Source organism: Pseudomonas sp. RL (genome assembly GCF_000647775.1).
GTDB lineage: Bacteria > Pseudomonadota > Gammaproteobacteria > Pseudomonadales > Pseudomonadaceae > Serpens > Serpens flexibilis.
This window is the reverse complement of sequence record NZ_JBOY01000108.1, coordinates 1-12,716: the sequence shown is the minus strand read 5'-3', so window position 1 is coordinate 12,716 and position 12,716 is coordinate 1. Positions and strand designations below refer to the sequence as shown.

General features: G+C 69.3%; 11 protein-coding genes. 9 read left to right on the top strand and 2 right to left on the bottom strand.

Going from position 1 to position 12,716, the window contains the following annotated elements; genetic code table 11:
- Together AS93_RS19540 and AS93_RS19535 are read left to right on the top strand one after the other, a co-directional pair.
- Positions 1-668, top strand: a 668-nt coding sequence (locus AS93_RS19540; RefSeq protein ID WP_037009553.1) for a TolC family protein, incomplete at its 5' end; no start/stop codon positions are given.
- Positions 669-708: 40 nt separating this feature from the next.
- A complete protein-coding gene (locus tag AS93_RS19535) occupies positions 709-1,698 on the top strand; it encodes a hypothetical protein (protein ID WP_037009561.1) in 990 nt (329 codons plus the stop codon).
- A 2-nt stretch (positions 1,699-1,700) separates the two neighbouring features.
- Here the strand turns inward: AS93_RS19535 and AS93_RS0115265 are convergent, their stop codons facing one another.
- Entirely contained in the window at positions 1,701-2,369 is a 669-nt protein-coding gene (locus AS93_RS0115265; RefSeq protein ID WP_027591417.1) for a hypothetical protein, read from the bottom strand.
- On the bottom strand, positions 2,366-3,187 hold the full coding sequence (locus tag AS93_RS19530; protein WP_218185753.1) for a DUF2092 domain-containing protein: 822 nt from the start codon (positions 3,185-3,187) through the stop codon (positions 2,366-2,368). The genes AS93_RS0115265 and AS93_RS19530 overlap by 4 nt, the downstream gene beginning before the upstream one ends.
- A 598-nt stretch (positions 3,188-3,785) precedes the next feature.
- Between AS93_RS19530 and AS93_RS0115255 the strand changes: the two genes are divergently transcribed.
- The 7 genes from AS93_RS0115255 to AS93_RS0115225 form a co-directional block, all read left to right on the top strand.
- A complete protein-coding gene (locus tag AS93_RS0115255; protein WP_027591416.1) occupies positions 3,786-5,939 on the top strand; it encodes an HAD family hydrolase in 2,154 nt (717 codons plus the stop codon).
- A 92-nt stretch (positions 5,940-6,031) separates the two neighbouring features.
- Complete coding sequence (locus AS93_RS0115250; protein WP_027591415.1) at positions 6,032-7,027, top strand: peptidase U32 family protein; 996 nt, start codon at positions 6,032-6,034, stop codon at positions 7,025-7,027.
- Positions 7,028-7,037: 10 nt separating this feature from the next.
- Entirely contained in the window at positions 7,038-7,931 is an 894-nt protein-coding gene (locus tag AS93_RS0115245) for a U32 family peptidase (protein WP_027591414.1), read from the top strand.
- Entirely contained in the window at positions 7,925-8,437 is a 513-nt protein-coding gene (locus tag AS93_RS0115240; protein WP_275451968.1) for an SCP2 sterol-binding domain-containing protein, read from the top strand. Before AS93_RS0115245 ends, AS93_RS0115240 begins: the two co-directional genes overlap by 7 nt.
- 70 nt (positions 8,438-8,507) lie before the next feature.
- Positions 8,508-9,692: a C17 cyclopropane fatty acid synthase CfaB gene (gene cfaB, locus AS93_RS0115235; RefSeq protein WP_027591412.1), complete on the top strand. Its 1,185-nt coding sequence runs from the start codon at positions 8,508-8,510 to the stop codon at positions 9,690-9,692.
- Positions 9,693-9,882: 190 nt separating this feature from the next.
- Positions 9,883-11,646 (top strand): ATP-binding protein, encoded by a 1,764-nt coding sequence (locus AS93_RS0115230; protein ID WP_027591411.1) that lies wholly within the window; start codon positions 9,883-9,885, stop codon positions 11,644-11,646.
- On the top strand, positions 11,643-12,716 hold a 1,074-nt coding region (locus tag AS93_RS0115225; protein WP_027591410.1), incomplete at its 3' end, for a sigma-54 dependent transcriptional regulator. The genes AS93_RS0115230 and AS93_RS0115225, both read left to right, overlap by 4 nt.

Genomic DNA, 12,716 nt, shown 5'->3' with positions numbered 1-12,716 from the left:
GGGTCATCGCGCGCGGCTCGCCGCTGGCGGCGCAACGCGTGCCGGTCGAGGTGCCAGCCGGCCTGCCGCTGAGCTTGCTGGAGCGGCGTCCGGACATCCTGGCCGCCGAGCAGCAGCTGGCCGCCGAGACCGCGCGCATCGGCATCGCGCGCGCTCAGCGGCTGCCCTCCCTGTCGCTGACCGGCAGTTTCGGCTACGCCAGCCGCGACCTGAGCGATCTGGTCGACAGCGGCAATGAAAGCTGGAACCTCCTCGCCAACCTGTTTGCGCCGATTTTCAACGCCGGGCAGCTCCGGGCGGTGGAGGAAACGCAGCGCCAGCGCGCCGAACAGGCGCGGCTGGGCTATGAGCAGGCTGTCCTGGATGGCCTGCGCGATGTGGATGACTCGCTGACCCGCGTGCGTACGTCACGCAACGAGCATCTGGCTCGCCAGCGCCAACTGGCGGCGGCGCGCAATGCGGCGCGGCTGTCGCGGGCGCGGTACGACGGTGGCCTGGTCAGCTACCTCGAAGTGCTGGATTCGGAGCGCAGCCTGTTCCAGGCGGAGCTGCTGGAATCGCAGACCCGCCAACAGCAGCTGAGCGCGGTGGTGGGCCTGTACCGCGCGCTGGGTGGCGGGTGGCTGGCCGACGCGCCGGGAGGAGACGGGCCGGCGCACAAACGTTGAGGGTGGCTGCGGCGCAGCATTTTCTGCTTCAGGGCCTGCAATGATGAACACGCGCATCCTGCTGGTGATGTGGATGCTTCTGCTGACCGGCTGTGTGTCGGGCCTCCCGCCCGAGGTTGTTGCGCCCGGCACCTGGCGGCAGGTCGATCGCGCCATCCTCGCCGCCTCGCAAGACGCCACCGAGCAGGCCAGCCACTTCGCACGCGATGCCATGCAGGAATGGCGGGAGCGGGTCTACCAGCGCACCGAGGCGGAGTTCATCCCCTGGTTTTCCAGCTACCGGGCCCGCCAGTGGCTGAGTGTGAAGCTGTCCTGGTACCGGCTGGGCGCCGCTGACGAGGAACAGGTCGTCGACCGGTTGGCGTTCTACCTGCAGCAGCAATACCGCAAGCGCGTGCTGGTGCCGGTGGCCAGGGAAACGGATCCCGTAAGGATCAGGGAGCGCACGACGCGCTTCTACCTCTGGCTGATGGGTGAGCTGCTGGCGAGGATTCCCGCGCGCCATGGGGTTCCCGCGGAGCAGTTCGAGCGACGGCTCGAGGCGATTCCCGCCATCACCCTGGCGCCGCCCCCGAACCGGAACGCCTCGCTTGGGCAGCTGATCCGCACCGAGCGTCTCGACAGGCTGCCCGCCTACCGCGCCCTGGCGGCACATGTCCACAAAGCGCCCGCCGCCGCCGTGCTCTGGTCCGAAGATGCCGGCATTTCGTCGGTGGCGACGCAGGCCAGCCGCCAGCTGACGGCCGAACTGGCCACCAGCGGCGTGGCGAGCGCGGTGTCGGCCATGATCGGCCCGGCGGGTGCGGTGCTGTCCCTGGGTGTGATGGGCGTGACGGCGCTGGTGCGAGAAAGCGACCGGGCGGAGCGGGAAGCCCGGTTGCGTGAAAGCCTCGGTGCCGCGTTCGACGCGCAGTGGCGCGCGTGGCTAAGCAGCCGCGACAACGGAGTCATGGCCGGGGTGCATTACCTGGACGACACCCTGCAACGACAGCTGATGCTGCGACAGGATGCGCCCGGCCGCGCTCCGTAGGCTCAGGGAGGTGCCACAGGGACGTACAGCAGGCCGCCTTGTGTGTAGGCCTGGACGTAATAGGTGCTGCCGCAGCGGTAGTAGGTGACGCCGCCCACCAGGCTGGACGCGGGCGAGCAGGGCAGGCGGGTGACGGCCACCGGCGCCGGGGCGCTGGCAGTGGTGATCTCGGTGACTACCACGTCGGGCTGCAGGGCCTCGTTGACCAGCGCGCCTGTGGCTGCGCCAACGACGAAACCCACCGCGGCATCCGAGTGGTCCCAGTCATCATCCCAGTCGATGTCATGGTCGTGATAGTGGTACTGCGGCGGCGGCGGCGGCGGCGGTGTATGCCCTTGCGGCGGCTGCTGGCTGCCTGGCGGCGGGTAGCCACCCGGCAGGCGTTGACTGGTGGGTGGCGACCGGTCCCCGGGCGGCCGCTGCTCGGCCGACGGTGGTTGCGCGGGCCGGGAAACCTCCGGTCGCGTTGCGGCGAGATTGGGAGCGCTGGCGCGGAAGCTGTCCCCCGCCATGCCGCCGCCCCGTGCAGAGAAGGCGCCGGAGGCGGCCACGCCGCCACGGGAAAAGCCCCCACCCCCACGCCCTTGCGCGTTGCTGTCCTGCAGGGCGGGGCCCAGCAGCAACAAGGCAGCGGCCAGACCGGTCAGGCTGGTTCTGGCGAGCGACTTCATGGCTGTTCTCCAGCTGGCGCGTCACTCGACGGGGGCGCGACAGCGGGGGCCACGCTGCCCGGCAGCTCGCTGGCGAAGGGAATCTGCCGGGCGTCGGCGGGCGGCGTGAAGACGAAGGCATCATCGGGAAGCGCTGGCTTCAGGTCCCAATCGCGGAAATCCGCCCGGAACTGCGGCTGCCCCTCGGCGTCCGGATAGGTCAGCACCAGACGCACCGGCAGGGGCGTGTCGCCGTCGCGGACCCACACCTGGTAGTCGACGCTGTCCGTCCTTCCGGCGATGTGGTGGACGGTCACGCCGGCCAGTTGGGTTTGCTCCACATAATCGATTTGCCGAGTGCGTCGTTGCAGTTCTTCGCTGGCGTTGCTGACCAGCAGCACCGCAAAGGGCAGGCGCATATCGAGATCACGGATGAAGAACCTGACCGCGTCGTCCACTGTGCCCGGCTGACTGACCTGGGCATAGACGTGGCTTTGCGGGGTGGCGAGGGAGATCTGGTGACCGTTGTAGATGAGTTGGTGGCGCAGGCCGTCGCTTTCCTCGAGATCGACCCGCAGGCGGTCGGGCCGTGCCAGCAGCAGGCGCCGCCTCTCGGCGAATTCGATCTTCTGGCCGTCCGCCTGGACCGCGTCATAGCTGCTCTGGACCGCGACGCTGAAGTGCGGCTGGCCGGCCAGAAAGTCGGTCATGCCCAGCAGGATGTCCATGGCCTCATCCGCTTCGGCCTGGACGCTGCCCGGCGTGAAGGGCACCAGGGCGATCAGCGTCAGGCGACCCAGAAACTGGGCGATTGGCGAATGCTTCGGATGCTTGTCCATACGGCCTCGCACGTTCCCCTGCAGGGAATGGCAACGGGGCCTCGGGAGGCCACGTGTTTCACTGTAGTTCGCTCCCGATCCAAGCGTGGCGAAGGCGGGCGTACGGCATCGCCTGCGGCCGAGCTGCCGTGTCGTGGCCAGCCAGTCCTCAGGATCTACGATCATTCTTCGGCGATCTGCGCCAATCCGCCGCGAATGTGTTTTTGGGGATGAGGTGCGGTAGACTCCCCGGCTGCCATCAATGGCGGCAGATGTTTCATCTGCATTCTTGTTGAGCACCTTGCTCACTGCCTTTTCAGTGCGAGACGTACTGTCCTTGGGCGGTTCGCCTAATTCGGCGGCCCTTTCGGGTCGCAATCGAAGGAGGAACTCCGCATCGCTGTCTGCACGCCCATCGTTGCCCGGCGCGCCTTCCACCGGATTGCCCTGCCGGGCCGAGCCGGCTGTGGGACCTGGACAGGTCTTGTCACTGCCCTCCCTTTGCGTCACCCCCGTGGTGACGGCCCATCCTCACACCGCCGGCGTCGGGAGGCCCTGCGCGTGCAGGGCCAGCAATCGTCGCGTCCATCGGCGGTGGCTGAAGTCAAGGAGAATCCCTATGAACTTCCATGGACATTTCATCCAGGCGGCGCTGTTCGACATGGACGGCACGATGTTCGATACCGAGCGCCTGCGTTTCCAGACGTTGAGACAAGCCTCCACTGAGCTGTTCGGCGAAGCCATCGATGACCAGGTGCTGCTCGGCTCGCTCGGGCTGAGCGCGCGCAAGGCCGAGGCGCTGGCCAAGTCGCGCTACGGCGCGGACTACCCCTATGCCGAGATCCGCGCCCGCGCCGATGCGCTGGAGCTGGCCCATGTGCGCGCCCATGGCGTACCGGTGAAGGCGGGACTCTACGAGGTCCTGGAACGCCTGAAGAAAAGCGGGTTGCGCCTGGCGGTGGCGACCTCCAGCCGGCGCGCCATCGCCGAGGAGTACCTGATCAATGCCAACGTGCTGAAATACTTCGACGCCACGGTGTGTGGCGACGAAGTGAGCCATGGCAAGCCCCATCCCGAGATCTTTCAGACCGCGGCGGCGGCCCTGGGCTGCGCGCCGGCACAGTGCCTGGTCTTCGAGGACTCGGAGAACGGCCTGCTGTCCGGCGCGGCCTGCGGTGGCCTGCCGATCCTGCTCAAGGACATCAAGGAGCCGGCCCCGGCCATCAAGGCGAAGGCGCTGCGTGCCTACGACAGCCTGGAAGCGTTCCTCGCTGACCTGGCACCCTGCACGCCGCTGCTGCCGGTGCCGGCGCTCACCGATCCCTTTCCGCAGACCCATAACGACCATGTCGCCGCCATCCACGGCTTCGGCGCCATCGGTGGCGGCTACCTGGCGCAGCTGTTCGCCCACTGGGATGGCTATACCCGACCGGCGGAGATCGTCGGCGTGACCAACAATCGACTGCTGCGCGACCTGGTCAACGCCTATGGCAAGTACAGCGTGCATTACCCGGATCAGGCCTTCGAACAGACCATCGACCGGGTGCGCCTGATCGCCGCGGACAATCAGGCGGCCGTGATCGCGCTTTACGAACAGGCCGAGATCGTCGGCCTGAGCCTGCCGGAAGGCGCCATCGCCCAGCAGGCCGGGCTGATCGCCGACGGCCTCATTGCGCGCCGGCGAGCGCGGCGCGGGCCGCTGACCGTGCTGGTGGCCCTGAACAAGGTGGGCGGCGCGGCCTATGTGCGGCGATGCGTCGGCCGGGCGCTGGAGCAGCGTCTGGCGGCCGAAGAGGTGGGCAAGGTGCTGGCGGCGACGACCTTCGCCGAGACGGTGGTCAACCGCATCGTGTCGCGGGTCTCCCGGGAGGCGCTGCTCAAGCAGGTGCGCATCAATGTCGGCAGCTTCTCCGCCGCCGTGCCGAGCGGCAGCTTCGAGACGCTGCCCCGGCAGCCTGGCGCGCTGGGCGTCGAGTCGCTGGTCGAGCTGCTCAGCGAGGCGGCGCAGCTGGATCGGGCGCTGGCAACCCTGAACATCGTGCTCTTCCACAGCGGGCCGGAGATGGCGTTGTACGCCGAGCGCGGCAGCGCCATCCTCGAGCGCCTGCGCCAGGTACGCACGGTGGACGACATCGCCGAGATCCAGGCCATCAAGAACAAGATGCTCAACGGGACCCACGCGATCATCGGCTGGTATTCGGCGCTGCTGGGTTATCGCACCATTGGCCAGGGCATGGGCGACGAACGGGTCAGGCGTCTGGTGCGTCGGCTGCTGGAGCAGGAGATCAAGCCGGCGATGCTGGCGCACAACCCGGCACTGAAGACGCACATCGACACCTTCGTCGAGCGTTTCCTCAAGCGTTGCGAGGAGTCGTTCAAGGACACCTGTGTGCGCGTCGGCCGTGATCCGCGCCGCAAGCTGCAGCGCAAGGAGCGGATCCTCGGCAACATCGAACTGGCCGCCCGCCACGGGATTGCAACGCCGATGCTCGAATTCGGCACCGCCCTGGGCATTGTCTATGCGCTGCGCTATTCCGGCTCGGAAGACAAGGAGTGCCTGTGGATCCGCGACGTCTACGCGCGGCGCCGTTCGGTTGCGGATGTACTGACCGATGCCAGCGACTACCAGGGGCGCGCCTATGCCGGGCTCGATGCGCTGGCGGACCAAGCCCTGATCGCGCGGATCGCCGGCCATGTGGAGCGCTTGCGCGATCCCGCGTCGCCGCACTGGAACTGGCCGTTGGCGAAACAGACCGTCCTCGAACCGGCCTGAGACCCTCGGCACCGTTTGATTGACGACCATCAAGGGTGATTGCGCGACATGCGCCTAAAGTGCGGTCGGTTTACTGCGCTTGAGGTGTTGCCATGCAACTGGTTTGTCCGGCGGGCAGCCTGCCCGCCCTGAAGGCCGCGGTGCGGCAGGGTGCCGATGCGATCTATGTCGGCTTTCGCGATGACACCAATGCCCGCCATTTCGCCGGCCTGAACCTGGACGACAAGCAACTGGATGCCGGCCTGCAGCTGATACGCAAGGAAGGCCGCCAGCTGTACATCGCCGTCAACACCTACGCCCAGCCCGGCGGCTGGCAACGCTGGCAGGCCGCGGTGGACCGCGCCGCCGACCTGGGCGTCGATGCGCTGATCTGCGCCGACCCCGGCGTGCTGGCCTACGCCAGCAAGCGCCACCCCAACCTCAACCTGCACCTCTCGGTGCAGGGCTCGGCCACCAACCCGGCGGCGCTGGCCCTGTTCCAGCAGCGCTACGGCATCAAGCGCGCGGTGCTGCCGCGCGTGCTGTCGCTGGCGCAGGTCAAGGCGCTGGCGGAGAAGACCACGGTGCCGCTGGAGGTGTTCGCCTTCGGCAGCCTGTGCATCATGGCCGAAGGCCGCTGCCACCTGTCGTCCTACATCACCGGCGAATCGCCCAACCTGTGCGGCGTCTGCTCGCCGGCCAAGGCGGTGCGCTGGGAGCAGGAAGCCCAGGGCCTGAGCTCACGCCTCAACGGCGTGCTCATCGACCGCTACGCCGACGGCGAGGCCGCCGGCTACCCGACCCTGTGCAAGGGCCGCTTCATGGTCAACGGCCAGCGCTTCCACGCCCTGGAAGAACCTACCAGCCTGAACACCCTGGACCTGATCCCGCAGCTCGCCGAGATCGGCATCGCCGCCGTGAAGATCGAAGGCCGCCAGCGCAGCCCGGCCTACGTCGAGCAGGTCACTCACGTCTGGCGCGAGGCGCTGGATGCCTATAAGCGCGCGCCGAAGAACTTCGCCGTGCAGTCCGGCTGGCGCGCCGCGCTGGGCGGGCTGTCCGAGGGCAGCCAGACAACCCTGGGCGCCTACCACCGTGCCTGGCAGTGAGGAGAACCGCATGAAACTCAGCCTGGGACCGGTCCTGTTCTACTGGACCCGCGAAACACTGCAGAACTTCTACGCCGAGATGCTCGAGCAGCCGCTGGACATCATCTACCTGGGCGAGACCGTCTGCTCCAAGCGCCGCGCCTTCAGCCTTGACGGCTGGCTGGGTCTGGCCCGCGAGCTGCGCGAGGCCGGCTGCCAGGCCGAACTGGTGCTCTCCGGCCTGACCCTGATCGAGGCGGCCAGCGAGCTGTCCAGCCTGCGCCGCCTGTGCAACAACGGCGAGCTGCTGGTGGAGGCCAACGACATCGGCGCGGTGCAGATGCTCAGCGAAAACCGCCTGCCGTTCGTCGCCGGACCGGCCCTGAACATCTACAACGGCCACGCGCTGGCCGAGCTGATCGACCTGGGCATGCGCCGCTGGTGCCCGCCGGTGGAAGTCTCCGGCGCGCTGGTGCGCGACAGCCTGCAGCAGCTGGATACGCTGGGCGTGCCGCGTCCGGAAGTGGAGCTGTTCGCCTACGGACACCTGCCGCTGGCCTACTCGGCGCGCTGCTTCACCGCCCGCGCCGAGAACCGCCCCAAGGACGACTGCGAGTTCGTCTGCCAGAACTACCCCGAAGGCATTCCGCTGCTCAGCCAGGAGGGCGAGGCGATGTTCACCATCAACGGCATCCAGACCATGTCGGCCAGGGTCTGCAACCTGCTCGCCGAATACCCGCAGCTGCGCGACAGCGGCGTCGACATCCTGCGCCTGAGCCCGCGCGCCGAGGGCATGGCGGAGATCATTCGCGGCTTCGACGCGGTGCGTGGCGGCGCCCTGCCGCCGCTGGCCATCGACGGCTGCAACGGCTACTGGTACGGCCAGCCCGGCATGCTGCGCGCCGAGGAGGTGGGCCTGTGCTGACCCTGAGCCCGAAACTGGCGCGCCTGGCCCTGAAGGTCGGCGAACCCCTGCTGCCGCTGAGCCGCCACGTGCCCTTCGCGATCCAGAAACAGGTGCTGGAGCGTGCGGTGGCGCGCATCTTCGCCGCGCCGCTGGCTGACGGCGCCTTCGACCTGCTCGACGGCCGCTGGCTGCGCCTGGAGGTCAGCGACCTGGGCCTGGCCTGGAACATTACCCGCACCCCGGGCGGGTTGCGGCTGGTGCGTGGCGACAGCGCCGACGTGTGCATTCGCGGGCAATGGAAGGAATTCCTGCTGCTGGCCAGCCGCCAGGAAGATCCGGACACACTGTTCTTCCGCCGGCGCCTGGTGATCGAGGGCGACACCGACCTGGGCCTGGCGATCAAGAACCTGCTCGACAGCCTGGATCCGGACGACATGCCGGCCTGGCTCTGGCAGCTGCTGCGCACCCTGGGCGAGGCGGCGAAGGAGGGCGGCCAGCCGGCCCGGCCCGCCGCCAGCCTGTAAACCCGCGCGGCGGCGCGCCGCCGCGCTGGTCTACGCTTGAGTTCCAGACCCCCAACGGAGGAACTGGAACATGCAGGCGACTCTCCCCCCGGCCTTGCGCGCGCTGCGCCTGCCGCTGCGTCTGCGGCTCTGGGATGGCCAGCAACTGGAGCTCGGCCCGGACCCGCGCGTGACCCTGGACATCAAGGATCCGGCGCTGCTCGCCCTGCTGGCGAGCCCGCGCCTGGACGCCCTGGCCGGCGCCTATATCGACGGCGGCCTGGACCTGCAGGGGCCGCTGCCCGATGTCATTGCCCTGGCCGACCAGCTCAGCGCTGCCATGGGGGTGGCCGACAGCACCGCGCCGGAGGCGCGCGTGGCCCATGACCGGCAGACCGACGCCGAGGCCATCGCCTACCACTACGACCTGTCCAACGCCTTCTACGCCCTGTGGCTCGATCCGGAGATGGTCTACTCCTGCGCCTATTTCCCGACCGGCACGGAAGACCTGGCCACGGCGCAGCGCGCCAAGCTCGATCACCTGTGCCGCAAGCTGCGCCTGCAGCCGGGCGAGCGACTGCTGGATGTCGGCTGCGGCTGGGGCGGCCTGGCGCGCTTCGCCGCCCGGGAGTACGGCGTCCAGGTCACCGGCATCACCCTGAGTCGCCAGCAGCTGGCGCTGGCCCGCGAGCGGGTCGACGCCGAGGGTCTGGCGGATCGCGTGAGCCTGGAGCTGATGGACTACCGCGACCTGCCCGGGGACGGGCGCTTCGACAAGGTGGTCAGCGTCGGCATGTTCGAGCACGTCGGCCACGCCAACCTGGGGCTGTACTTCCGCCACCTGTTCGACGCGGTGAAGCCGGGCGGCCTGGTGCTCAACCACGGCATCACCTCGCGCTATCCGGATGGCCGGCCGGTCGGCCGCGGCGCCGGCGAGTTCATCGGACGCTACGTGTTCCCCCACGGCGAACTGCCGCACCTGTCCACCGCCATCGCGCAGATGAGCGAGCAGGGGCTGGATGTGGTGGACGTGGAAAGCCTGCGCCTGCACTACGCGCGTACCCTGGAGTTCTGGAGCGGCAACCTCGAGGCGCGGCTGGCGGAAGCCGCGCGGCTGGTCGACGAGAAGACCCTGCGCATCTGGCGCCTGTACCTCGCCGGTTGCGCCTACGGCTTCCGCCACAACTGGATCAACCTGCACCAGATCCTCGCCGTGCGGCCGCTGGCCGACGGTTCGCACAGGTTGCCCTGGAGCCGCGCCGACCTGTACGTCTGAGGCACCGAACCGGTAGGAGCGGCCGTAGGAGCGGCTTCAGCCGCGATGCTTGTCGTGCGGTCATGGGCGAAAGCCGGCGGCTGAAGCCGCTCCTACAACAAACGGGCCCCGTGCGACCCGATGGAGGCGTGCTGCACGCGCGCGCCGCCTGGCATACCATGCCGATCCCGTTCGCCTGCCGAGTCGCGTCGTGCCCCGTCTGCGCCGTTCCGTCCTGTTCCACGTCCTGCTGATCCTCTGTGGCGGCCTGCTGTGCGTCTGGCTGGCCGGCCGGCTGGGCGAGCGCAGCGCCTGGGAAGCCCGCAGCCTGGAAGGGCGCGCGCAGCTGGAGCTGTACCGGCAGAATCTGCACACCCTGGTGGAGCGCTTTCGCGCCTTGCCGGCGCTGCTCGCCGAGGACACCGCCGTGCACCGCCTGCTGCGCGATCCGCACAACCCGGCGCTGCGCCAGGCCCTCAACGAGCGGCTGGAGCGCCTCAACCAGGCGGCCGGCTCCAGCGTGCTCTATGTGCTGGACCGCCACGGCCAGACGCTGGCCGCCAGCAACTGGAACGAGCCGAGCAGCTTCGTCGGCCACGACTACCGGTTCCGCCCGTATTTCAGCAACGCACTGGAGCAGGGCGCCGGGCGCTATTTCGCGGTGGGCGTCACCACCGGCATTCCCGGCTACTTCTTCTCGCGGCGGGTCGAGGATGGCGAGCCGCTCGGCGTGCTGGTGGTCAAGCTGGAGCTCGAGGAGCTGCAGCGCGACTGGGTGGGCCAGCACGGCACCCTGCTGATCAGCGACGACCACGGCGTGGTGATCCTCAGCAACCGGCCCGCCTGGCGCTTCGGCCACCTGCAACCGCTGAGCGGCGAACAACGCGCGCGCCTGCTGGCCGAGCGCAAGTACGCCGAACAGAACCTGCGTGCCCTGCCCAGCGAGACGCGGCTCGCCTTTGACGACGGTGAGCTGCGTCGCCTGCACGGGCCGGACGGTCCGCGCGACTATTTCTGGCAGCACCAGGCGCTGCCCACCGAGGACTGGACCCTGCACCTGCTGCAGGACCCCGCGGTGGTCGCCGACACGGTGCTGGCCTACCGGCTGATCGCCGCCGCCCTGTGGATGACGCTGGCCTTCGGCGCCCTCTACGGGCTGCAGCGCCGGCGCAACCGCCAGCTGCTGCGGCGCAGCCGCGCCGAGCTGGAGCGGCTGGTGGTCGAGCGCACCGAGGAGCTGCGCCGCACCCAGGAGGGCCTGGTGCAGGCCGCCAAGCTGGCCGCGCTCGGGCAGATGTCCGCCGCCCTGGCCCACGAGCTGAACCAGCCGCTGACCGCGCTGCGCATGCAGCTGGGTAGCCTGCAGCTGCTGCAGCGCAGCGGTCGCGCCGCCGACATGGCGGAAGCGCTGGAGCAGGTCGACGCGTTGGTGGCGCGCATGAGCGCGCTGACCGGCCACCTGAAGACCTTCGCCCGCAACAGTCCCGGCGGGCTGCGCGAACAGGTGCGTCTGGCGCCGGTGGTGGAGCGCGCGCTGCAGCTGCTGGCGCCGCGCCTGCGGGGATCGGCGGTGCGCGTGGAGCTGGCGGTGGACCCGCGCGCCGAAGTGCTGGGCGAGGCGATCCGCGTCGAGCAGGTGCTGGTCAACCTGCTGGACAACGCCCTGGACGCCTGCGCCGACCAGCCTGCGCCCTGCCTGGCCATCGGCACGCGCCGCGACGGGGAGAGCTGGGCGCTGTCGGTGGCCGACAACGGCGGCGGCATCGATCCGCAGCATCTGCCCCACCTGTTCGATCCCTTCTTCACCACCAAGCCGGTGGGCGAGGGGCTGGGGCTGGGGCTGGCGATTTCCTATGGCATCCTGCGTGACCTGGGCGGCAGCCTGCAGGCTGCCAACGCGGCGCAAGGCGCCATCTTCACCCTGCGGCTGCCGGCGGTGGAGCATATCGGCATGACGGAGAGGCAACGGGCATGAGCACCGAAGTACTGTTCATCGACGACGAGGCGGCCATCCGCCAGGCGGTGCGCCAGTGGCTGGAACTGTCCGGGGTCAGCGTGCGCGTCTGCGCCGGGGTCGCCGAGGCGCTGCCGCTGCTGGGTCGCGACTTTTCCGGTGTGCTGGTCAGCGATGTGCGCATGCCCGGCTGCGACGGCCTGCAGCTGCTTGAGCGCCTGGCGGACATCGACCGAGAGCTGCCGCTGATCCTGGTCACCGGCCACGGCGACGTGAGCATGGCGGTGCAGGCCATGCAGCGCGGCGCCTACGACTTCATCGAGAAGCCGTTCAGTCCCGAGCGCCTGCTGGACAGCGTGCGCCGCGCCCTGGATACCCGTCGGCTGGTGATGGAGAACCGCCAGTTGCGCGCCCAGGTGGCCCGCAAGGGGCAGCTGGATAGCCTGCTGCTGGGCGCCTCGCCGGCCATGGTGCAATTGCGCCAGCAGGTGCTGGAGCTGGCCGGCGCGCCAGTCAACGTGCTGATCCGCGGCGAGACCGGCAGCGGCAAGGAATTGGTGGCGCGCAGCCTGCACGATTTCAGCCCGCGCGCCGGGCGTGAGTTCGTCGCCCTCAACTGCGCGGCGATTCCGGAAAGCATTTTCGAGAGCGAGCTGTTCGGCCATGAGAGCGGCGCCTTCACCGGCGCGCAGGGCAAGCGCATCGGGCGCATCGAGCACGCCGACGGCGGCAGCCTGTTCCTCGACGAGATCGAGAGCATGCCGCTGGCCCAGCAGGTCAAGCTGCTGCGCGTGATCCAGGAGCAGAGCCTGGAGCGCCTGGGTTCCAACCGCAGCATCCGCGTCGACGTGCGGGTGATCAGCGCCGCCAAGCCGGACCTGCACGACGAGGTGCGCGCCGGCCGCTTCCGCGAGGATCTGCTCTATCGCCTGAACGTGGCGGAAATCGAAGTGCCGCCGCTGCGCGCGCGGCGCGAGGACATTCCCCTGCTGTTCGACCACTACACCCGCCAGGCCGCCGAGCGGCATGGCCGCGCCGCGCCGCCGCTGCAGCCGGCGGACATGGCGCGGCTTCTGGCCCATGACTGGCCG